Origin of the sequence: Helicobacter canis (assembly GCF_008693005.1) — a bacterium.
In the GTDB taxonomy this organism is placed as follows: Bacteria; Campylobacterota; Campylobacteria; order Campylobacterales; family Helicobacteraceae; genus Helicobacter_B; species Helicobacter_B canis.
The window spans coordinates 24,048-45,382 of sequence record NZ_VXKE01000008.1 but is presented as its reverse complement, the minus strand read 5'-3'; the positions used below and the strand labels follow the sequence as shown (position 1 = coordinate 45,382).

Sequence of the window (21,335 nt, the reverse complement as noted above, 5' to 3'; positions counted from 1 at the left end):
GCATATGCAAGAATCCATATTCTACAAAAAAAAAAAAAAAATAAAATCAATGTGCTGCTCAAGTGGGATTTAGAGTGGATTTAGCGCGATTGGTTTATAATAGCCCTTGACAAATGCCCTATAAGGACCACCAAATTTAATGTGTAAAGCCATGCGCACATCTGCTCCCCCACTTGCTGCTCCAATTATCCTAGCTAGCCTTAGCCCTACGCGCGCGCAGATTCTAGCAGAGCACGGGATAACATTTATCCAGATGGATAGCGGGTTTGATGAAGAGAGCTTGGCAGTTTGCGAGCCTGCGAAGTTTGCTTATATCGCTTGTGTGAAAAAGCTAGAATCTAGCCTAGAGCTTTTAGCCAAGCAGGGCAAATATGATCACGCGCTAGATTCTGGGCTGCTGTGTGCAGATAGTGTGGTAAGTGTAGATGGCAAGCTCCTGCGCAAAGCTAGAGATAAGCAAGAAGCTAGAAATATGCTAGAATTGCAAGATTCCAAGCGCATAAGTATCCTAACAGCCCTAGCCTATAAAAGTCGGCATATAAGCTTCACTGATTTGAGTGCGTGCCATTTGGAGCTAGGGAAATTTGAGCTAGATGATATGCTAGGCTATGTGGATTCTCTAGCGTGGCAGGGGAAAGCCGGGTGCGTGATGGTAGAGGGCTTTCATAAACGCTATATCCGCAGGCAAATCGGGCTAGAATCTAGCGCGCTAGGACTTAGCATAGAAAAGCTTGTGAGATTCTGGGAGATTGTATGAATACCCCTATTATTGTGATTATGCTGCTTGTATCGCTGGGGATAGGGCTTGCTGGGCTTTTGGTGTTTCTGTGGGCGTTGCGAAATGGGCAGTTTGATGATGCGCACAAAATCACGCACGGCGCGCTTTTTGATAGTGTGGAGGATCTAAACCTAGCCAACACCATAGCCCAAAGCCAGCAGGCAGACCTAAATCCCACCAATCTCAAACATAAGGAGACAAAAATGGAGCATTACACCATAGCAGTAGTTGGAGCAGGACCGGGCGGCATTAGTGCAAGTGTTGAAGCCAAGCTTAAGGGGCTCTCCGTCATCTTGCTAGAAAAGGGCAAGGAGCATAATGCCACGCTGCGCAAATTCTACAAAGACGGCAAGCGAGTGGATAGGGTTTATAAAGGCGAGCAAATTGATCTAGTAGGCGCGATAGATTTTAGCGATACGAATAAAGAAGGTGCGCTAGCGATGTTTGATAGCTTGCTAGAGCAGTATAAAATTGATGTGGCGTATGAAAGCGATGTAGAATCTATCCAAAGACAAGATAATGGCAGCTTGCTTATCCGCACAAGTGGGAATCGCTCTATAAGCGCGGATTATGCCATTATTGCCATTGGCAAAATGGGGCAGCCCAATAAGCCTAGCTACAAGATCCCTCCAGCGATTTTGCGCCAAGTCAATTATAATGCCCAAAATATCCAAGCAGGTGAGCGACTACTCATCGTAGGTGGTGGGAACTCCGCAGTGGAGTATGCCATTGATCTATGCACCTCGCACGATACCACGCTAAACTACCGCCGCACAGAGTTTGCACGCATCAATGATACCAATCAGCAAGAGCTAGAAAAGGTCATCGCAAGTGGCGCGCTAAAGACGAAGCTAGGCGTTGATATAGAGAGCTTAGAAGAGCAAGATGGCAAGATTTGTGCGCATTTTAGCGATGGCAGTAGCGATGTGTTTGACCGCGCGATTTATGCCATTGGCGGATCTTCACCGGTAGATTTTCTTAAAAAATGCAATATCGAACTTGATGGCAATAATCTCCCCATTGTCAGCCAAAATCTTGAGACTTCCGTGCAAGGCGTGTTTGTCGCTGGGGACATTGGCTTTAAATCAGGGGCTTCTGTGGCTATGGCAATCGCCCAAGCAGAAAAGATTATCCGCTATATCACAGGTAAGTAAGTGAAGCTCGCTAAGCCTTGTGTGTATGCAGGCGTGCAATACTCGCATTTAAGCGATGATTCTAGGGAGCTAGACTCTCACACGCTTTTTGTCCGCACGCCGCTAAATGCTGCTTTCACCCCTGATCACCCTAGCATAGAGGCAAGTGAGCTAGCAGGGCTTTTTGCCCCGCTGCCAAAGATCATTGGCATAACAGGCACTAATGGCAAGACCACCACTGCCGCGCTTATCTACTCGCTTTTGCTAGATTGTGGCTACTCTTGCGCGCTTATTGGCACGCGCGGAGTGTTTGCTAATGACAAGCAGCTTAGACCTAAGGGGCTTACGACACCTTGTGCGCTGGAGCTGTATGAGATTTTTGCTATGGTTGGAGAGTGTGAGTTTGTCGTTATGGAAGTAAGCTCGCACGCGATTGTGCAAGAGCGCATTGCTGGCATTAGCTTCCATACTAAAATCCTAACTAACATCACAAGCGATCATCTAGACTACCACAAAACCCAAGCAGAATATATCCGCGTGAAAAATAGCTTTTTTAGCGATGAGTGCTGCAAGATCATCAACGCTGATGAGCCAAAGGCTAGCTATAACCCGCTAAACTCCCATACCTACGGCATAGAATCTAGTGCCAACTTACGACCAAACGCATATAGCCTAGATCAAGCAATCACTGCGCATTTATCTTATACCCCAAGCAGAGTGAGCCAAAGCAGCAAGAGTAGAGAGCAAGCACTGATTCACGCTCCACTTTATGGCAAGCATAATCTCTACAATATTTTGGCTGCGCTGCTTTGTGTGCGGCTTATCGCACAAAAGCCCCTAGAATCCTGCGTGGAGTATTTAGAGAATTTTGGCGGTGTGGAGGGGCGTATGGAAGTGGTAAGCAAAGAGCCTTTGATCATTGTAGATTTTGCTCATACACACGATGGTATGGAGGCGATTTTTGAGAGCTTTAGGGGGAAAAATATCGCTGTAGTCTTTGGTGCTGGGGGTGATAGAGACCCTAGCAAACGCCCGAAAATGGGAGTAGCAGCTTACAAATACGCTAAGAGAATCTACATCACAAGTGATAATCCTCGCAGCGAGAAGCCAGAATCTATCATAGAAGCTATTAGGCAGGGTATCCCGCTAGATAGCAAGACACCCATTATCTGCGAAGTAGATAGGGCTAAGGCGATTTGCCAAGCTGTGAGTGAGCTAGAAGATGATTGGGTGCTGCTTGTGCTGGGCAAGGGCGATGAGACTTACCAAATCATAGGCGGCGAGAGTAGGCATTTTGACGATAGGGAAGAGATACGAAAGGCACTAAAAGCTAGAATCTAAATAGGCAGCTCTCTAGGCGAGAGAAGCTAAGATAGATTCTAGCTAGCTCTCTTACAGGCGATCAAGTGCGCGGATAAGCTTATGGCGCATTAGCTCTATATGCTCTTGTGTGATAATAAGTGGTGGTGCAAAGCGCAGGACATTTTGCGATGCGCTAAGGATTATGAGCCCCTGCTCTGCGGCTAGCTGGACTATGTCTTTTGCTTGAATTTTGCTCTTTGGATCAATTTGGACGCCTTGCAAAAATCCCTTACCACGCACGCTTTGCAAGAAGCTATAAGAGTCGCATAGCTCTTGGAGTGTTTGTGTGAGAGTGGGAGTGAGCTTGGCTACTCTTTGCACGAGTTTCATCTCATTAAATATATCAAACACCTTACTAACTGCTGCGCAGACAAAGGGATTACCCCCATAAGTGCTGCCGTGATCCCCGGGCTTTAGTGAAGAATCAGCGACCTTTTGAGATAGCACAAATGCCCCCACAGGCACGCCACAGCCAAGGGCTTTCGCCGTAGTGATAATATCTGGCATTATCCCATACTGCTCATAGGCAAACATACTCCCACTTCTGCCCATACCGCATTGGATTTCATCAAGGATTAGTAGCATATTGTGCGTATCGCAAAGCTTGCGCAGTGCTTGTAAAAATTCCTTGCTAGCAGGCGTTACACCGCCTTCTCCTTGAATCGTCTCTAGGATAATGGCACAAGTCTTTGGAGTGATTAGCTTCTCCACACTTGCTATGTCATTAAAGTGCGCAAACTTCACGCCAGAGAGCAGCGGTTTAAAGGGCTTTTGATGCGCGCTATTGCCTGTAACTGATAGTGCGCCAAGTGTGCGCCCGTGGAAGGAGTTGTGCATAGCGATGATTTGCGGAGATTTTATGCCTGTTTGATAGGCATATTTTTTTGCCACTTTTAGCGCGCCCTCACACGCTTCTGCTCCGCTATTGGTGAAAAACACTCGATCAAGCCCACTTGCTTTAGCAAGCTTTTTTGCTGCTTCTATGGCAGGGGGATTGTAGTAGAGATTAGAAATGTGCAAGAGCTTGTCAATCTGTGCTTTTAGCGCGGCATTAAAAGACTCATTCCCATAGCCTAGTGCATTGACAGCAATACCAGCACCAAAGTCTAAATACTCCTTGCCTGCTGCATCATAGAGATACACGCCACTGCCTTTTTCAAATATAATGGGTAAGCGGGAATAGACTTGCAAAATCGCATTGTCATCTGGTGTGGGCGTTGGCTTTTGCGCGCTTTTGGGAGATTTTGCGGCGGGGGCTTGCTCATTACCGCTTAGGTAAATCCCTTCGCCCCCGCCTTGAAAACCCCCAAAATCATCGCAAAATCCTGCCGCCCGCGAGATTTCTACATTTTTGGCGTTTTTCCTAGAATCCACTTTTTGCTTAGAATCTTTCCTTGCCATACTCTCTCCTTATGTGATCATCAATCGTGTAAAATCGCCGTGCCTATGCCCTCATCGGTGAAAAACTCTAGCAGCAAACAATGCTTAATGCGCCCATCAATGATATGCACGCGCTCCACGCCACTCTCCACCGCTTTTATGCAGTTTTGTAGCTTTGGTAGCATACCCCCGCTAATGCCCCCATCTTCTAGCAAGTTTCTAGCCTTTGATGTTGGCAGTATGGTGATGAGTGAAGCCTTGTCATTAAAGTCTCTATAAATCCCCTCAATATCACTAAGGAAGACAAGCTTCTCTGCCTTTAGTGCGATCGCTAGTGCATAAGCAGCATCATCAGCGTTGATATTGTAGTCTTGGGCGTTTTCGTCCATACCAATAGGGCAAATCACAGGCACAAAGCCCTTATCAAGTAGCCCTAAAATTAGCGTGGTATCTACTTGCTTCACTTCTCCTACAAACCCTATATCCACGCCATTTGCTAGCTTCTTTTGTGCGCAAAATGTATTCCCATCTTTGCCGCTTATGCCCACTGCCTTAACTCCATAGCTTGCCATATAGCCTACTAGGTCTTTGTTGATACGATTTAGCACCATTTGGGCGATTTCTAGTGTGCTCTCATCAGTTACGCGCAAGCCTTGCTCAAAGCGCGCTTCCCCGCCGAGCTTCCCTACCCATTTGCTAATCTCCTTGCCCCCGCCGTGGATAATGATGGGCTTAAAGCCTATGCTTTTTAGTAGTGCGATGTCTTGCACCACGCTTTTTTTTAGGCTCTCATCTTCCATAGCACTGCCGCCATATTTGATAAGGATAATTTTTCCGCTAAAGCGTTGGATATAGGGAAGAGCTTCGATGAGTGTTTTTGCCTTGCTTTGCAGCTCTTGCATATTCATACCTGTCCTTGGAAGTTAGATTCTAGCTTTTAGATTCTAGTGTGATTAAAGGCGCGATTATAGCAGAATCTATGTGCTTCAATCGCTTGAGTTAGGCGAGAAATCACGAAGATAAAAGCCCTTTTCATCACAAGTGATCTCATAGCGCACGCCTGTGTGCAGGTCGATTAGATAGCACTGCTCCAAGGTCTCTGCTTTAGCGCGCTCGGGTGGGATCTGGCGCATTCTGGCATAGACTTCATCAATGTCTTCGCACAATGCTGGGAATCCAAACATTACAAGCTTATATGATAGTGCCATTGCTAGCTCCTTAAGAAAACCGCAAGCTTACAACAAAAGCTTAAATCTGCTACAATCGCACCTGTTGAATCGATCCCGATCCACTTTTATTAAGGTTGTTTATTTGGCACGATTCTAAGCATTGCGGTGGGGCTTTGCGTCTTTTGAAACAATTTAGGGTAGGAGCTATCTTAGCGATAGTGACTGCCCTAAATTTTTTCAATGGCGCGAATCGCTCGCCCAAGACTGAATCGCCCACCACTCAAAAAGGATATAAGTATGAAGCCCTTTGTCTCCACTCGCAATGCCAATGCCAAGTCCGTTGATTTTGCTCAAGCGATCCTATCCCCTGCTGCTGATTCTAAAGGACTCTACACCCTAGCATCACTCCCTACAATCGACTTTCGCACACTGCTAGATTCTAGCTACAGCGATTTATGTAAGGCGATTTTCACGCACTTAAGAGTAGAGGTGGATTCTAGTGTGCTAGATACTGCCTTGCACTGCTATACAAGCTTTGATGATCCTAATAACCCAGCCCCCATAACCCAGCTTGAGAATGCCTACTTTTTGGAGCTTTTCCACGGACCCACAAGGGCGTTTAAAGATATGGCTTTGTGTCCCTTTGGCTCTCTTTTTAGCTCTCTAGCAAAGGCGCAAGACACGCACTATCTAATCCTAACTGCCACCAGCGGCGACACAGGACCAGCCACGCTTGCTGCCTTTGCCTCTAGCCCCAATGTCAAAGTCATCTGCCTTTACCCAAATGGTGGCACAAGCCAAGTGCAAGCCCTGCAAATGCAAACCGCCTCCGCGCCAAATCTCAAAACCCTAGGCATTGTAGGCGACTTTGACACCGCGCAAAGCCTGCTAAAATCTCTGCTAAATAGCCCAGAATTTACCAGCAAAATCGCGCAAAAGGGCTACAAACTCTCCGCAGCAAACTCTGTGAATTTTGGGCGCATAGCCTTCCAAATCATCTACTATGTGTGGGGCTATATGGAGCTTGTGCGCAAGGGGGCGATTAAATGGGGGGAAAAGCTAGCAGTGAGCGTGCCTAGTGGGAATTTTGGCAATGCTTTGGGCGCGTTTCTTGCTAAGTCTATGGGGCTACCACTAGGGCAAATCATCATCGCTAGTAATCAAAACAATATCCTTACAGAGCTTATTACAAGCGGTGTGTATGACATTACAGATAGATCCTTGCATAAGAGCATTTCTCCTGCTATGGATATACTAAAAAGCTCCAATGTCGAGCGCGTGCTTTTCTATCTCTATGGCGATAAGCGCACCAAAGAGCTGCTAGAGTCCCTAGAATCTACCTCGCGCTATGCTCTAAGCCAAAGCGAGCTAGCAAAACTACAAGAGCATTTTTGCGCGTGGTGGGGTGATGATACAAAGGCGCGCGAGATGATACGCGCAGCTTTTGGCAAAGGCTATGTCCTAGACCCGCACACAGCTCTAGCGTATGGGGCGCATTGTGCTATAAATCCTAGTCAAAAGACGCTTGTTTGCGCCACAGCAGAGTGGAGTAAATTTGCTCCAAGTGTCGTGGAAGCGATCTTTGATAAGAGAGTCGATGATAAGCAAGCTATAAGGATAATGCTAGATTCTGGTAGCACGATTGGCGCGGATATTGAAGAGCTTTTTAGAAAGCCTAAAATCCACACGCAAGTGCTCCCAAGTCAAGCAGTGGAAGCAGCGATTTTGCAGTGGCTATAAAGCTAGAATCTACATTTACTAGAGTGAGCGGCTTAGTAGAAGTATCTACTAAATAAGCGGGCGATCCATTTCTTTAGGGATTGGCAGTCCCATAATCTTTAGCACACTTGGGGCGATGTTATTGAGCGCGCCAGAATCCACTTTTTCCACGCCATTAGCTAGCACGAAGCACCACACATCGCCTATGGTGTGGTTTGTCTTTATCTCTCCTTGCGCGCTTTTCATCTCTTCACAATTGCCGTGATCGCTTGTAAGCACGAGCGCGTAGCCTAGCTCACGCGCTTTTTTAACTATCCGCCCAAGCTCATAATCCACCGCTTCTACTGCCTTTAGCGCGGCTTCATAATTGCCTGTATGCCCCACCATATCGCCATTGGCGAAATTGACTACGATAAAGTCATAAGCATTGCTATCGCTGCTTGAGTCTCCCATAGCCTTAAGCACTGCATCGCCCACTTCTGGCGCGCTCATTTGGGGCTGCAAGTCATAAGTGGCGACTTTGGGCGAGGGGATAAGCACGCGCGACTCTCCTATGAAAGGCTCTTCCACTCCGCCGTTGAAGAAGAAGGTAACATGCGCGTATTTTTCTGTCTCTGCGATGTGGGCTTGGCTTTTGCCTGCATTTGCTAGCACTTCTGCAAGGGTATTTGTGGGCTTTTGCTTGGTGAAAAGCACAGGATAGGGGAAGCTCTCATCATACTCACACATTGTAAGGATATGGGCAAAATGCTTAGGGCGCGGGAAATGCGTAAAATGCTCCGCCCCAAGCGCGGTGATAATCTCTCTAGCGCGATCGGAGCGGAAATTACTCATAAGCAGTCCATCTTCACTAGCAAAGCCACCATTTTTAGCAAACTCTCCAAAGCACATAGGCGTGATAAACTCATCTGTAATGTCTCTAGCATAGCAAGATTCTATATACTCTCTAGGGCTTTGCTCTGTGTGTGGGATAGCGTGCGCTAGGGCATTGTATGCTTCTTGTATGCGCTCCCAGCGTTTATCTCTATCCATCGCATAATATCGCCCGCTCACACTTGCTATGCTGATAGAATCCACTTTTGCACACATTGCCTCCACCTCTGCCAAAAATCCTAGCGCGCTTTTAGGCAGCACATCGCGCCCATCGGTGATAAGGTGCAAAAACACGCGCTTATTATGTGCTGCTAAAATCTCTGCCAATGCGACAAAATGCGCCAAATGAGAATGCACTCCGCCATCGCTCATAAGCCCTAGCAAATGCACTGCTTGCGATTCTTGCATAAACTGCTGCAAAGCTGGATTCTGGGCTAGCTCCTTAGACTCTATGGCGCGCTGGATTCTTACTAGATCTTGGTAGAGCACCCGCCCAGAGCCTATACTCATATGCCCTACTTCGGAGTTGCCCATTTGCCCATCTGGTAGCCCCACACTCTCTCCATAAGTGTGGATAAGGCTATAAGGCACATTTTTAAAGAGCCAATCATAAGTAGGCTTAGTAGCATTGGCAAAGGCATTGTAAGGAGAATCTGGCTTATAGCCGATCCCATCAGTGATGATAAGCACGCATTTTTGAGACATTGATAATCCTTTAGCGATAGAATCAAGGCTTTATTAAAGCTAAAAATATTAAACACACTTGTAAGCACCCTTGCCAAGCTACCCCTAGAATCTACATAGATTCTGCTACAATTTGCCCAAATGTTTCAAGCAAGGATTTTTATGCACTCAAAAGCACGCGCAAATGCCACCCCTGTCCTTAGTGTCGCTGGGAGTGATTGTAGCGGTGGGGCTGGGCTACAAGCGGATTTAAAGACATTTGCCGCACACGGGCTATATGGTATGAGCGTGGTGCTAAGTGTCGTGGCAGAAAATACTTCGCGCGTGATCAATAGTGTGGATATGCCAAGTGAGTCCATTTTCGCGCAGTTTGATGCGGTGTTTGAAGATATTGTGCCAAAGGCTGTGAAAATCGGTATGCTAGGCTCTGTTTCTATCCTTGAGAGTGTGGAGCAGTCTCTAGCACGCTATCTACCTAGCAATGTTGTCATTGATCCTGTGATGTTTGCTAAAAATGGCTTCCCCCTTATGCCAGAATCTATCCGCAAGGAGTTTGCTAGGCTGCTTATCCCCTATGCGTGCGTGCTTACGCCAAATATCCCTGAAGCTAGTGAGCTATGCGGCTTTGAGATAGTAAGCCTTGAAGATATGAAAAAATCCGCGCTTATGCTGCACAAAATGGGGGCAAAGAGTGTGCTTGTAAAAGGAGGGCACAAAGAAGACTTCGCTGATGATGTGCTCTATGATGGCAAGGAGTTTCATATATTCCACGCGCCAAAGCTCAAAAGCACCAGCACGCACGGCACAGGCTGCACGCTAAGTAGTGCGATCGCTAGCAATCTCGCACTAGGCTTTAGCCTTTATGATTCTATCAGGCGCGCTAAGTCTTACACTTATAATGCCATAGCTCACGCTGCGCCGCTTGGCAAGGGCTTTGGTCCTACTAATCATCTCTATGCTTGTGCGTGCGATCCGCTAGGTGGGCTACACTAATGCGCATAGCTAAAGCTGGATTCTATGTGCTTATGTGCAGTCTTTGTAGCTTGCGCGCAGATGTGGAGTTCCGCTCATCGTGGCAGGGGCATTACACACATAAAGCACACAAAGACTACACAATCGCTATCAAAAGCTGCGCTAATAATCTCTGCACTCTAATCATCACCAAAGATACCAAAGACTCTACTCCTAAGCCCATCTACCAAGCCACATTGCGCCTGCTTGATTACACAAGGGCGGAGGTAGATTCTGCTTGTGATTTTGCCCTAGAGACACACTTACTAGAATCTAGCGAGCTGCAAATCCCCTTGCATTTAGCAATCACCAAAAACACCTGCTTACAAGAAGCCCCCCTGCAAGTATCTCCCCACCCTAATAAAAAGTCTAATATGTGGGAGCGCGTGGCGGTTTATCCGTCCTTTGACTGCGCCAAAGCCCGCACAAACAATGAGCGATCAATCTGTGCTTCAACATCGCTTACAACCCCACTACAAGACATTGTGCTAAATGATATATACGCGCTTTTATTGCAAAGTCTTCCCAAGCAGGCTAGAAAGTCGCTTACAGCAAGCCAAAAGCAGTGGCTTAGTGAGCTTATGCTCTGTGATGGTGATGAGCAGTGTATCGCCCAAGGCTATAAGGCGCGTATTTTTGAGCTAGAGAATCTCTACGCATCGTATCTTTAATCTTATTTTAGGAGTGTTTATGGGGTTTTTATACGACTATATCAATGTGGTGTTTTATGTTGTGGCATTTCTTGTGGGGGGGATTCCATTTGGAGTGTTTTTCACAAGGCTATATGGTATTAAGATCCAAGAAGTAGGCTCTGGCAGCACAGGCGCGACAAATGTCTATCGCGCGTTGAAAGAAGTCGCCCCCAAGCAAGCCAAGCTACTCTCCATCGCTACACTTGTGCTTGATGCGATTAAGGGGCTGCTTGTGGTGCTTGTGGCAAAGCTTGTGGGGCTGCCTTATGGGGCGCAGTGGATGATCGCGCTACTAGCGATTGTGGGGCATTGTTATAGCCCATATCTAGGCTTTAAGGGGGGTAAAGGTGTATCCACTGCTATTGGCTCTGTGCTTTTGCTTATCCCCATTGAGGGTGCGCTTGGGCTTGTGGTGTGGGCGATTGTGGGGAAGGTGTTTAAAGTTTCTTCACTCTCTTCACTTTTTGGCGTGCTAAGTGGGATTGCGCTTACTTTCATCGTGCCTTATGTGCTGCCAATCCCTGATTCTATCAACATCATCGCGCAAATCCACAGCCACGCCCCAGTGATTTTAATCGGGCTGCTTATCCTCTACACGCATATCCCAAATATCAAGCGGCTATTTTCTGGGCAAGAAAACAAAGTGCTATAAATGCCACAAAGTTATGAGATTGTGCTAGAAAATCTAAGCACGCAGGTGATTATAGGCACGCTACCAAGCGAGAGAGAGCGGGCGCAAAGGGTGCGGATAGAGGCGTATATTTGCTATGAGCGAGATGGCGAAGCATTTTTGGACTATGCGCAAGTGAGAGAGTCTATCATCACGCATTTGCAGCAAGCGCGCTACTATTTGCTAGAAGAAGCTTGTGATGGAGTTGTAGCTATGCTTTGCGCGCGTTTCCCGCTTATCACTAAGCTCACGCTCACGCTAAAAAAGCCAGATATTTTCCAAGACTGCTGCGTGGGTATCCGCAAGAGCTATCCCTAGAATCTAGCTATCCTTTTGTCCTATAATTTAAGAAGTATAAATTCTGCATTTGTGCTTGGGCGATCATCAACACTTTTGCAAAATATGAAGATACTCTATTGTTTTGCTCTGTTTTTGCAAACGCGTAGAATCTGCTTTAAAGCGTTGATAATCCTGCTTGACACAAGAATATTTGCCATATTTTTTCATAAGCTTTTCTATTTTTTCTAAACTCAAAAGTCCCTCATCGTTGTAGCTTAAAAATATCCACTCAAACCTTGCTCTTTCAAGCAAAAAATCAAGCGCATTCTCCACGCAGCCCTTTTTGCACCACGCTGACTTTTCATACGCTCTAAGCCCCGTTTTACCCCTTGGAGTAAAGTCATCATACAAGGCTATGGTATTAAGCAAATGATAATTTGCCCCATATTCCCTAGCATTATAGGGCGGGTCAAGGTAGAGTATATCGCCACTAATTTGTGTGATAAGATGTTGAGAATCTTCATTAAAAACCTTATGCGTATTTTGGCTATATTCAAACACTACAGAGCTTAGCACAAGCTCTTTTGTCGCACTTTTTTTAAGGCTTTTTAAAAATGCTCCATACACACAGGCTGTATTTGCTACCCTATCGCTAGATTCTAAAAGTGAAGCAAGGAGGAAGTAAAACTCTTTTTCATCGATAAACCCACTTTGTCGCCACGCAGCAATTCTCTCTCTTATCCCATCAATTTTCATCGCATTTTCATCGCTAAAATACTGCCTTCCACCCCCACCACCAAGGGCATAATGTGTGAAAATCTTTCCCTTTTTTAAGGGCGTGTTATTGAGTATTGTTAGTAGCTCATTTGTGCGGATAAGGGGGGTGTGATTAGCAATATAGTTTTGATTAAGCACGAAACTATAATATTCTTTATCATTGCTTATAATCTGCTTGACTTTAGGCTTAAAAGCCCTGCCCACAGCCCCGCTCCCAGCAAACATATCGCAGAAGATAGAATCTTCCAAAGGCTTAGTATTGTGCTTTTTGAGCGTAGATTCTATGCTTTGCTGTAAAAATGGCAGTAATTTAAGCTTTGAGCCTATGTAGTTCATTAAAAGACTTGATTAAAAGTTATAAAGCTACTTTGAATCTTAAATTCTACATACATTAAAGGCAAAATATTATTTTCTTTATTAAATATTTGCACTTGTTGATAAAAATCTTGAAAGGAGCTGGAATCTTTATTAACTGTTTCTCTGCAAATTACCATTGGCTGAATGTCTGATGGACGATTTGGAATGTAATACTGCTCCAGCCAATCAATATATCGTTGAATTTGCTTCAAAATCTCAACATAAACACATGTGGATTTTAGTTCTATAGGGACAATTTTTCTTGGTTTTTCATCAATAGATAACATAATGTCAATGCGTTGCATTCCAACACCACAGCTAACTTCATTGCCCAGCCATTCAATCGGTTGATTTTTAAAAATTTCTTTATAACCAGATTGCAAAATATGGGCTTGCAAATGCGTTTCAAATTGATTATTCCTTGAATATTTATAAGTTAGCCTAGGTAAAATATTTAGTTGTTCTTGTCTCCCCTCATAAGTATAATGAGTGGAAATAGGAATAATCTCTTGGCTTGTTGAATTAAAACTAAAATTAACCCCACTGATATTTTTCTTTAAGTTTTTATCTCTAATCAATGAAACAAGTCTTTCGCTCTCATAAATAGTAATCATTGTGTTGCCACGATTACCTTTTAATTTCCTATAAATGAGACTCCATAGTATTTGACTAGGGGATTGCAAGGTTTTAATTTCATCTAATGCTTCCCATTCTGTAACCCCTTGAGCATAAATCATTTCAGGCTCAATCAAACATCTAAAAGTAAGAGATTTATTAAGATCTTGCTTAAGATATTGTTGTTCATCGTTATTGTCAAAAAAGAAATTACTTTTTACTTTAAATAAACCAAAAAATTTTCCCTCATAGATTCCATGTTGGAAATTTTGTTGCAAATAAAAAATGACTAAATCTCCGATTTTGACTCTAGAAAAATCCGCAATCATACTTAAAATAGTATTTTCTGTTTGTGTTTTAAGTTGGGTTGTTTGACTATCATTGAAATCAACAGAAATGTCTTTCATGCCTGTGCCGACAAACATATATTCCAAATGGTATTTAAAGGTTGTAGCATCTACAATAAAAACATGCGTGGTCATTTTATTTCAACTTTCTATGTGTCGTTTCTTTTTGACATTTTTTGCAATACATTCTTACTCCATATTTATACTTTCTTATCGCATTTGCAGACTCATTATCAAACTCATGCCCTTCTTTTACAAGATCTCTAATAATTGCAGCATGCTGACTTGAAGCATGGAGATCGCAAATAGCACAATGCCATTCATTATCTTGTAGAATTTCTAAAAAAGTCTCGCTTAAGTTACTCATATTAACTTCTCTATTTAAATTTAGGATGCAAAAATTATATTATACCATCTATAAGTCTTTGTATTTTAGGTTTCTATACCTAGCAAGATGGTTTTTTAAGAGTCTTTATGCTCGATAGAGCTTAGAACAATAAGCCATCAGCAATATTTAGTAATCGCCAATCGCACTTTTCGCTACCACATCTCACAAAGACTGAAATATCCAAGTCCTTGCCTTTTTAATCCACTCGCCCTAAGCACAATCTTTGCATTCCATCTTTTGTGAGTATTTTAAAGCTATATTTCACTCTTACCACACAGGCTTAGCAAGCTCTAAAAATAAATCTGTTTTTGTCTTAACACTCATCTAGATAATCTCTTAAGGATTGATTAGCATCGCATCGCGGATAGGGGGATTGAGCAAAAAGAGATTATCCAAATCCACAGAAAAGAGGCTATCCACATCGCAAGGGCGGATTCCAATGCCCCTGCCCCTTGGGAGCTGAGGGTTGTTAAACACCGTCATACACTCATTTTTATCCAGCACAAAGGAGCGGATTTGCACTGCGGGCGTGGTTGTGGGGATAATGGTATAGAGTGTCTCATATTTTTTAGAATCCAAATCTTCATTACAATTTTTGCGTGTAAATAATCCATCTTCGCCTAATGCTAGGCAGACATCTTGTGTGCCTAGCTGCACAAACTGCACCGCACCAAGCCCAAAATCCTTAAAAGGGTCATTTTTACTCATATCCTCTGTCAAAGGAATATCCCATATAGTCCAATTCCTATCTTTCCCAAAGCCCACAATATCCCCAGAAAACGCACTTCGTATCGACACAGGTGTGGTAAATTCTACAAAATCTGGCAGCTCCGGGTCATCAGCATACGCACTCAATACAAGCACTGCAACAAGCAAGAATCTTTTCATACCCACTCCTTATTTGAAATTCCCAAAACGCACAGGGACATGATCTGAAGCTAAATGCGATCGCACGCTAGCTGCCATCAAAAGCGCGGTGATAGCAGGCAGAGCAAGTGTCCTCCTATCACTAGAGCTTCGCCCCACAACCGCATAGTCCAAAATCCTATTTGCCGCCCCCCTACTAAAATGCGTGGCGGAATTTTGCGTAACGATGTGTATATGATTGGTGATCCTTGTATCAAGCCCAGATTGCAAGCTAGCAGGATCGCGGTTAAAATCCCCAGCGATGATCCAGCTTAACTCCGGGCGAGTGATAAATTCATCATGCACGGCGGTTACTAAAGCAGTGGCATCTCCACCGCCACTTGCTAGCGCGTGGATATTGAAAAACACATCATTACCGATTCTAATGCCAATAGCAGGGCGTGAAACATCAGCCGCAATCCTATCTTGACGGATTACAAAGACTTCCTCCGCCTGCCTAGCACTCACAATCGCCATATTCACCCTTCTAGCCCCTACATCGATATTGGCATAGTAGATAAACACAGAATTTGGTCTTGATCTCGTGCCTAGATCCCAAGTGTATTCCTCAATGGGCGTGCCGCCGGGCTGGATCACTCTGCCTGTGGGTCTAGCAGTGGCAGGCACTCTGCCTGCTTCTTGCACCATTAGGATATTCACAGGATTATCGCCTGTGATGAGCTGCCTCACACTTACATTCCACTTATTCTCCGTGCTAGCTGAAGAGCCTTGCAGATTCCAAGTCCCCACGACATAGTCCTCAATCCTGCCAAAAAGTAGGCTTATGCCTAGTAGCATTAGCGCGATAATCTTCATTGTGCCACTCCCTTATGTCAATGTCGTATCAATCTATCTGCCATCGGTGCTAAAGACTACACCTGCTTGAAGCGGCGGCGCGGTGATAAACCACTGCTGATCGCTATTTAGCTGCCCGCCTTGCACGCAGTCTGTGAGAAAAATGCTAAAAAATCTCGTGGCTTGATTGCTCGGTGTCTCTAGGCATTGCTTGGTGGCGACATTTTGGATTTGCACCGCTTGATTGTCAAAGAAATTAAACCTCCATAGCTGCGCTGGATCTTCCATATTGCAGTAGCTATGGATTACGCCATTTCTATACGCACTTAGGCAGGTGCCTTCCTTGGCATTCTGTATTGCAGCACTGCCATTTGCTTTGGTGAAAATCCGCCAAATCCTAGCCCCACCAAAATCTAGGGTATCTATCAGCGGATAGCCCCACACCCAATTCCCCACCGCTAGAGCCCAAAGCGTCAAAACACCCCCCTCAGGGCTCATAATAGAGAGTAAATCAGACACACTCTCTCTGCCGCTATTATTCCCAGCTAGCAGCAGCAGCTCTGTATGCTCGGTGGGCGTGTGGTTGCCCGCTTCATCGGTGTTTGGTCGAGGGAGTATATCTGTAAGGTTTGGTCCCTCTACAAGCGAGACTTTACTAGAATCCACTTCACTCATATCCACAGGCGGCGTAGGAGAATCCCCAATGCCCAAATCCACGCCTACACCTACTTCTTGCGCCAAGCAAACCCCAGATAACAGCACCGCACACATAGTCAAACGCATAGCAACTCCCAATGTTGTAAAATTATCCGCGATTGTAGGGCAAAATAGATTAAACACCAAGCAAAGTGCGGTAATTTTACCTAAAAGCGCATTACCCTAACTCCAAATGTCGGCATACGCGCATTATAGCGGGAGGCTCTCTGCTTGATCCCAAGAGCTGCCTAGTAGAATCCAAGTCCCCTAGATTTGCGGAGATTTGTAGGCGAGATAGCCCACACAATTTAGCAAAATCGCCAAGCCAAGCAGCCCCACAAGCGCGTAGGTAAAGCTATGAAAATGATCATAAATTTTGCCAATCACCACAGGGGATAGCGCGGCGATGAGGTAGCCCACGCCTTGTGCCATAGCGGAGAGTTTGGTGGCGGTTTGGACATTGGAGCTTTTTGTAGAGATAAAGAGCAGCGCGATCCCAAACACACCGCCCACAGGCACGCCAATAAGCACAGAGACGATGAGCGCCACCCATGCTTGCTGGGAGAGAAGCAGCAAGGCGAAGCACACAATATATGTCCCACAGATGAAAATGATGAGATAGATTCTGCGCGCATTTGGCAAAACCCCAAGCATAAGCGGCGCGAAAAACGCCACAGGCACGAGAATGCAATGCGCTAGAATCATCATCTGTGAAGCAAAATGCGCAGAGAAGCCAAAGGATATAAGAAAGCTAGGATACCACGCGAAAAAGCTATACGCAATCGCGCTTGTGATCCCCATAAACAGCGTGATTTTCCACGCATTTGCATTGGCAAAAAGCGTGCCTTTGGCGGTGGATTTGAGCTTGGGGCGTGAGATTCTGTGGTTGCTCATTTGAGGCAGATAGCTAGCAATGGCAGCCACTGCGAGAATCGCCCAGCTAGAGAGAGCTAAAGGCACAGGCAGCAGCCCCATAAGCGGCAAAATCAGCAGCACCCCAAGCATAGCGGAGAAGTTAAGCACGAGGCTGTAAATCCCCATTATTTTGGGGATTTGTCGGGGGAATTTGGCTTTGACAAGGCTTGGGAGTAGCACATTTGCCACGGCAATCCCACTGCCCATAATCGCCGTGCCGATAAATAGCTCCGCACTCCCGCCCACGCAGCGCACAATCTCACCTAGCAGGATACAAAGCAGCCCCACAAACATCGCACGCACAGGCTGAAAATACGAGACAATAAACGACACAAGCCCAAAGGCAAGCAGCGGCAGGCTTGTGAGTAGCCCCACTAGAGCGGCATTTAGCGCGTAATACTCACGCACAGAATCCACCACAGGCGCGACAGAAGTGATGGGCGCGCGGAGATTTAGGGCGATTAGCACGATGGGCAAAAGATTGATGAAAAAGATTTTGCGGCGTGTGTTGGCGGTGGATTGTGCTTTGCTCATTGCTGGCTCTTTGGGGGTGGATTGTTGCGATGGATTCTAGCATACTTGGGGCTTTTTGGCTGGTGGAGTTTGCCTGCTAGGGTTTGTGCGTTTGCGCATTATGTCCTGTGTTTTAATGTTTGGTGTGCTTTAGGGCTTGTCGCTCGCACTTAGATCTGCCTTGCTAGAATCCACTTTTACAATTTTCCACGCATAAGCCTCTACATACTCTTGCTCTAAGCTGCACTTGTGTTGTAGGTTATGCTGGCTTGGGCTTTGTCAAAGCAATTAGCGCGTAGAATTGCGTGTATCCGCGAGCATTGCTCTAAATTCCTTGATTTCGCTCTCTTGGGCGGCAATGATGGCATTAGCGATTTTTTTAATCGTGGCGTTGTTGCTAATGCTTAGGATTTGCTTTGCTGCATCAATCGCGCCTTGGTGGTGGGCGATCATAGAGTGCATATAAGCACTTTGCACATCATCGCTACTGGATTCTTGGCTGGATTTGTGCATTGCTTGCATCATTGTCTGCATATCGCGCTTTGCTTGTTGCACAAATTGCTGGTATTGCTCTTTGTCTATTTCTTGGCGTAATTGCGCTTCATTACGCAAGAGTTTGGTGAAATATGCGATTTCTTTTTCTTGCGCGCTAATGATTGCTTTCGCGATTTTTTTCAGCTTGGGGTGTAAATCTTTACTTTGTAAGAGCTTTTGGGAGGAGAGAATCGCGCCTTTGTGGTGGGGGATCATATTTTGCAAGAAGTCGATGTTGGGATTCCCACTTTCTGTAAATTTTGCTTCCATCATTGGCGCGTGCATTAAATTTAGCACCTCTTGTATAAAGGCGGATTCTGGGCTTTGGTGGGCTTGGGTAGCGTGGCTATGGGCGTGGGAGTCTGAGCTATGCTCGTGGGGTTTTGCCATAGACACTTGCGCTAAAGCCGCTGCCACACAGCAAGAGAGTAGTATATTTTTCATTGCGGACTCCTTGTAAAAGATAAAAGTGGATTCTAGCTTTGCTTTGGTTAATCAATCGATAATGCCCAAATAAAGCCTTATACCCTATACTCCACCACGCAGTAATTTGGCAATATCTCTTTTACTCTTTCTGTTAGGATTCTGCCTCTCTCAATAACCGCTTCATCATTCACTCCCTCCCAATCGCCTTTTTCATCAAATTCAAGCTCAAAATAATCATACGCCCATTCGCTTAATTCTTCATCAAGTTTTTCTATCTCTTCCCTATTCTCTGTTATATCAATCCCAAAGTCATCTTCTAAAACACCTTCAAGCGAAGTCCCACAACCCTCTTCATCCCACAATCCACAATCATAATCCGCCATTACATAATAATACTTTATCTCCTTTATATCATCTTCACTCTCAACATAAGTCTCTATATACGCATCGCCTTTAAAGTGTGCTTTCAATGCCTTAGCAAGTTCTAATTTTTGCTCATTAAAGGCAGCATACAGCTTTTTTAGAAACTCATCTGCATCATCTTTATACCAATACAGCCCATACTCATCGTGTAGCCACTGCCATTGTTTAAATTTCCACGCTAAATCTTGCGGTAATCCCAAAAGTTCATACCCAACATTTGGAAATTCTCTTTCTTGCTTTTCATCACTCCAAAGACTCCATATCCCACTACTATAAAATTCTTCCCACACTTGCAAATGCCATTTGTGGCTACAAGATTCATCGCCACAAGGCTTTAGCCTTTGTTTTTGCTCTAGCTGCTCTTTATGCTTTTGCAGGAGACTTTCATATCGCTCTAGCACGCCTTTATTTGGCTCTTTTTTGCTATTTCTCTCCATAATCTCAATAATGCTTTGTGGAATCTCTTTATAAGTTTCAATCACATTTAATGCCATATTGCGATTACCCGTTACAGGACTTTGCAGGGCAGTCTCTACAAACTCTAACCCAATAATCTCATCAAAATTTCTAAGATTTTGCACGATGAAAGTTATATCATCATACACCCTAAACTCCGCTCCAAGCCCTAGCTCATCTTGTGGCTCACTTTTTAAAGATTCTAGATTAAATCGCTCTTTTGCCAAGGCACAAAGCCTTTTATACCGCTCTTTAGAATCTGTAAGTGTGAGTGGATACCACTCTTTGAAGTCCTTATTTTTACTAGCGATTTTAAACATATCCTCCCAGATATCAATGCCAAGATGCCTAGCAATATTCCTTGCATTATGGTCAAACACATTAGCGCGGATAATCCCCTCCCAATCAATCTTTTTATGAAAAGCAATGTCTCTTATAATGTTAAGCAACTCCTCTTTTTCGCTCTCATCATATTCTAGCTCCTCTTTAATGGGGCTAATCAACGCACAAATAATGGCAAATCGCTCTAGATTCATCTGTTGATTGTTAGATTCTCTAATAAATAATGCGACTAGTTCTTTAGAATGTGGATAGTCTTCAAAATGTGCCTTACTCAAGCCACAAAAGCTATATAGCATTTTACCTGTTGCAATATAGATTTTTTCATCAAAGCCATTTTCTTGTATAAAGCCTAGCAAATCACCCTTTTCCAAACACTCAAGCACAATATGATCAATCCCAATCTCACATTGATAGCCTTCAAGCAGCAGCCACTCTCGCTTTTTCTCATCATCAATTTTCACATAATCCACATAGGCGATTCTCCCCCAGCCCTTTGTGCGTTTTGCTAGATAAAAGATTTCATCATTTTTCTCATTACGCATTAACGCCACGGCGACAAATCTCGCAAACTCATCTGCCAAGCCAAATTGCATAAGCATACTTATTTCTTTCTCATCAAGTCTGCACACCCCAAGCACGGCAATGCCAAATTTAATCGCCTCTCTATGCACCCCACTACGCAGAAACTGCCTAGCCGCAGTGATACAAAAATGCAAAAGTCTCGTATTATTATCCGCTTCATTCATCAATGCTTCTAAAAAATCATCAATATACCCAAGCGTCCTATGCTGGATAATAAACATATAAATCCCACCTAAATGCTTATCTATCAATTCATTACTTAGCTCACTAGAATCCACTTCTGCAAAACACCTAAACATCGCAAGCAGCGTAGCAGCACTATCATCTGTGTCTTTCCCCATAATGCCATCTAGCATTCCGGGCATAAAGTTTAGCCCCGCAATCTCTGGCATAGCAATATGCAGGCTATCATCATCTGGCAAGTCTTTATCCAAGCCATCTTCTGTCGCATTATCTATAATCCATCTAAGCAGCCCCTGCTCGCCGCTTATAATCTTTTCATAGCTTTGCATA

At 44.7% G+C, this 21,335-nt stretch carries 21 protein-coding genes; 8 read left to right on the top strand and 13 right to left on the bottom strand.

Going from position 1 to position 21,335, the window contains the following annotated elements; all coding sequences use genetic code 11:
- Positions 1–139 precede the first annotated feature (139 nt).
- The 3 genes from maf to F4V45_RS03215 are packed head-to-tail and all read left to right on the top strand — an operon-like array spanning position 140 to position 3,252.
- Positions 140–757 carry a septum formation inhibitor Maf gene (gene maf / locus F4V45_RS03225; RefSeq protein ID WP_150337034.1) on the top strand — a complete coding sequence of 206 codons (618 nt, stop codon included), beginning with the start codon at positions 140–142 and terminating at the stop codon, positions 755–757.
- On the top strand, positions 754–1,932 hold the full coding sequence (gene ccoS, locus F4V45_RS03220) for a cbb3-type cytochrome oxidase assembly protein CcoS (RefSeq protein WP_023929563.1): 1,179 nt from the start codon (positions 754–756) through the stop codon (positions 1,930–1,932). Before maf ends, ccoS begins: the two co-directional genes overlap by 4 nt.
- The gene (locus F4V45_RS03215) at positions 1,933–3,252 is read left to right on the top strand and encodes a UDP-N-acetylmuramoyl-L-alanyl-D-glutamate--2,6-diaminopimelate ligase (RefSeq protein ID WP_150337033.1); all 1,320 of its coding nucleotides are present in this window, start codon (positions 1,933–1,935) and stop codon (positions 3,250–3,252) included.
- Positions 3,253–3,303: 51 nt separating this feature from the next.
- Here F4V45_RS03215 and F4V45_RS03210 read toward each other — a convergent pair whose 3' ends face one another.
- The 3 genes from F4V45_RS03210 to F4V45_RS03200 form a co-directional block, all read right to left on the bottom strand.
- On the bottom strand, positions 3,304–4,674 hold the full coding sequence (locus tag F4V45_RS03210) for an aspartate aminotransferase family protein (protein ID WP_211362719.1): 1,371 nt from the start codon (positions 4,672–4,674) through the stop codon (positions 3,304–3,306).
- A 20-nt stretch (positions 4,675–4,694) separates the two neighbouring features.
- A complete protein-coding gene (gene argB, locus F4V45_RS03205) occupies positions 4,695–5,555 on the bottom strand; it encodes an acetylglutamate kinase (protein WP_211362722.1) in 861 nt (286 codons plus the stop codon).
- A gap of 84 nt (positions 5,556–5,639) precedes the next feature.
- Complete coding sequence (locus F4V45_RS03200) at positions 5,640–5,861, bottom strand: hypothetical protein (RefSeq protein WP_150337030.1); 222 nt, start codon at positions 5,859–5,861, stop codon at positions 5,640–5,642.
- Positions 5,862–6,119: 258 nt separating this feature from the next.
- On the opposite strand from F4V45_RS03200, the gene thrC reads away from it, so the two are divergent.
- Positions 6,120–7,562: a threonine synthase gene (gene thrC / locus F4V45_RS03195; RefSeq protein WP_150337029.1), complete on the top strand. Its 1,443-nt coding sequence runs from the start codon at positions 6,120–6,122 to the stop codon at positions 7,560–7,562.
- Between the two features lie 48 nt (positions 7,563–7,610).
- On the opposite strand, the gene gpmI is transcribed toward thrC, so the two are convergent.
- Positions 7,611–9,119: a 2,3-bisphosphoglycerate-independent phosphoglycerate mutase gene (gene gpmI, locus F4V45_RS03190; protein WP_150337028.1), complete on the bottom strand. Its 1,509-nt coding sequence runs from the start codon at positions 9,117–9,119 to the stop codon at positions 7,611–7,613.
- Between the two features lie 141 nt (positions 9,120–9,260).
- Between gpmI and thiD the strand changes: the two genes are divergently transcribed.
- Genes thiD through F4V45_RS03170 form a run of 4 tightly spaced genes read left to right on the top strand, consistent with a single transcriptional unit; the run spans position 9,261 to position 11,789 of the window.
- On the top strand, positions 9,261–10,091 hold the full coding sequence (gene thiD / locus F4V45_RS03185) for a bifunctional hydroxymethylpyrimidine kinase/phosphomethylpyrimidine kinase (protein WP_150337027.1): 831 nt from the start codon (positions 9,261–9,263) through the stop codon (positions 10,089–10,091).
- Positions 10,091–10,780, top strand: a complete 690-nt coding sequence (locus F4V45_RS03180; protein WP_150337026.1) for a lysozyme inhibitor LprI family protein — start codon at positions 10,091–10,093, stop codon at positions 10,778–10,780. The genes thiD and F4V45_RS03180 overlap by 1 nt, the downstream gene beginning before the upstream one ends.
- Before the next feature lie 19 nt (positions 10,781–10,799).
- Positions 10,800–11,453: a glycerol-3-phosphate 1-O-acyltransferase PlsY gene (gene plsY, locus F4V45_RS03175; protein WP_150337025.1), complete on the top strand. Its 654-nt coding sequence runs from the start codon at positions 10,800–10,802 to the stop codon at positions 11,451–11,453.
- Complete coding sequence (locus F4V45_RS03170; protein ID WP_150337024.1) at positions 11,454–11,789, top strand: dihydroneopterin aldolase; 336 nt, start codon at positions 11,454–11,456, stop codon at positions 11,787–11,789.
- Between the two features lie 66 nt (positions 11,790–11,855).
- On the opposite strand, the gene F4V45_RS03165 is transcribed toward F4V45_RS03170, so the two are convergent.
- From F4V45_RS03165 to F4V45_RS03125, 9 genes are all read right to left on the bottom strand, one after another.
- Positions 11,856–12,863, bottom strand: a complete 1,008-nt coding sequence (locus F4V45_RS03165) for a DNA adenine methylase (protein WP_150337023.1) — start codon at positions 12,861–12,863, stop codon at positions 11,856–11,858.
- On the bottom strand, positions 12,863–13,981 hold the full coding sequence (locus tag F4V45_RS03160) for a DUF91 domain-containing protein (protein ID WP_150337022.1): 1,119 nt from the start codon (positions 13,979–13,981) through the stop codon (positions 12,863–12,865). The genes F4V45_RS03165 and F4V45_RS03160 overlap by 1 nt, the downstream gene beginning before the upstream one ends.
- Before the next feature lies 1 nt (position 13,982).
- Positions 13,983–14,213 carry a hypothetical protein gene (locus F4V45_RS03155; RefSeq protein WP_150337021.1) on the bottom strand — a complete coding sequence of 77 codons (231 nt, stop codon included), beginning with the start codon at positions 14,211–14,213 and terminating at the stop codon, positions 13,983–13,985.
- 357 nt (positions 14,214–14,570) lie between these two features.
- Positions 14,571–15,122 (bottom strand): RICIN domain-containing protein, encoded by a 552-nt coding sequence (locus F4V45_RS03150; RefSeq protein WP_150337020.1) that lies wholly within the window; start codon positions 15,120–15,122, stop codon positions 14,571–14,573.
- Between the two features lie 9 nt (positions 15,123–15,131).
- A complete protein-coding gene (locus F4V45_RS03145) occupies positions 15,132–15,956 on the bottom strand; it encodes a cytolethal distending toxin subunit B family protein (protein ID WP_150337019.1) in 825 nt (274 codons plus the stop codon).
- Positions 15,957–15,989: 33 nt separating this feature from the next.
- Entirely contained in the window at positions 15,990–16,718 is a 729-nt protein-coding gene (locus F4V45_RS03140; RefSeq protein WP_150337018.1) for an RICIN domain-containing protein, read from the bottom strand.
- Positions 16,719–16,898: 180 nt separating this feature from the next.
- Complete coding sequence (locus F4V45_RS03135; protein WP_150337017.1) at positions 16,899–18,080, bottom strand: MFS transporter; 1,182 nt, start codon at positions 18,078–18,080, stop codon at positions 16,899–16,901.
- Positions 18,081–18,347: 267 nt separating this feature from the next.
- Positions 18,348–19,037 (bottom strand): DUF305 domain-containing protein, encoded by a 690-nt coding sequence (locus F4V45_RS03130; protein WP_150337016.1) that lies wholly within the window; start codon positions 19,035–19,037, stop codon positions 18,348–18,350.
- 77 nt (positions 19,038–19,114) lie between these two features.
- A complete protein-coding gene (locus F4V45_RS03125; RefSeq protein WP_150337015.1) occupies positions 19,115–21,334 on the bottom strand; it encodes a hypothetical protein in 2,220 nt (739 codons plus the stop codon).
- Between the last annotated feature and the right edge of the window lies 1 nt (position 21,335).

Coding starts and splice junctions, on each gene's coding strand:
- gpmI (WP_150337028.1), bottom strand. CDS start 9,119: ATGTCTCAAAAATGCGTGCTTATCATCACTGATGGGATCGGCTATAAG.
- maf (WP_150337034.1), top strand. CDS start 140: ATGTGTAAAGCCATGCGCACATCTGCTCCCCCACTTGCTGCTCCAATT.
- argB (WP_211362722.1), bottom strand. CDS start 5,555: ATGCAAGAGCTGCAAAGCAAGGCAAAAACACTCATCGAAGCTCTTCCC.
- F4V45_RS03130 (WP_150337016.1), bottom strand. CDS start 19,037: ATGAAAAATATACTACTCTCTTGCTGTGTGGCAGCGGCTTTAGCGCAA.
- F4V45_RS03160 (WP_150337022.1), bottom strand. CDS start 13,981: ATGACCACGCATGTTTTTATTGTAGATGCTACAACCTTTAAATACCAT.
- plsY (WP_150337025.1), top strand. CDS start 10,800: ATGGGGTTTTTATACGACTATATCAATGTGGTGTTTTATGTTGTGGCA.
- F4V45_RS03150 (WP_150337020.1), bottom strand. CDS start 15,122: ATGAAAAGATTCTTGCTTGTTGCAGTGCTTGTATTGAGTGCGTATGCT.
- F4V45_RS03170 (WP_150337024.1), top strand. CDS start 11,454: ATGCCACAAAGTTATGAGATTGTGCTAGAAAATCTAAGCACGCAGGTG.
- F4V45_RS03140 (WP_150337018.1), bottom strand. CDS start 16,718: ATGCGTTTGACTATGTGTGCGGTGCTGTTATCTGGGGTTTGCTTGGCG.
- F4V45_RS03165 (WP_150337023.1), bottom strand. CDS start 12,863: ATGAACTACATAGGCTCAAAGCTTAAATTACTGCCATTTTTACAGCAA.
- F4V45_RS03210 (WP_211362719.1), bottom strand. CDS start 4,674: ATGGCAAGGAAAGATTCTAAGCAAAAAGTGGATTCTAGGAAAAACGCC.
- F4V45_RS03200 (WP_150337030.1), bottom strand. CDS start 5,861: ATGGCACTATCATATAAGCTTGTAATGTTTGGATTCCCAGCATTGTGC.
- thrC (WP_150337029.1), top strand. CDS start 6,120: ATGAAGCCCTTTGTCTCCACTCGCAATGCCAATGCCAAGTCCGTTGAT.
- F4V45_RS03145 (WP_150337019.1), bottom strand. CDS start 15,956: ATGAAGATTATCGCGCTAATGCTACTAGGCATAAGCCTACTTTTTGGC.
- F4V45_RS03155 (WP_150337021.1), bottom strand. CDS start 14,213: ATGAGTAACTTAAGCGAGACTTTTTTAGAAATTCTACAAGATAATGAA.
- F4V45_RS03180 (WP_150337026.1), top strand. CDS start 10,091: ATGCGCATAGCTAAAGCTGGATTCTATGTGCTTATGTGCAGTCTTTGT.
- ccoS (WP_023929563.1), top strand. CDS start 754: ATGAATACCCCTATTATTGTGATTATGCTGCTTGTATCGCTGGGGATA.
- thiD (WP_150337027.1), top strand. CDS start 9,261: ATGCACTCAAAAGCACGCGCAAATGCCACCCCTGTCCTTAGTGTCGCT.
- F4V45_RS03125 (WP_150337015.1), bottom strand. CDS start 21,334: ATGCAAAGCTATGAAAAGATTATAAGCGGCGAGCAGGGGCTGCTTAGA.
- F4V45_RS03135 (WP_150337017.1), bottom strand. CDS start 18,080: ATGAGCAAAGCACAATCCACCGCCAACACACGCCGCAAAATCTTTTTC.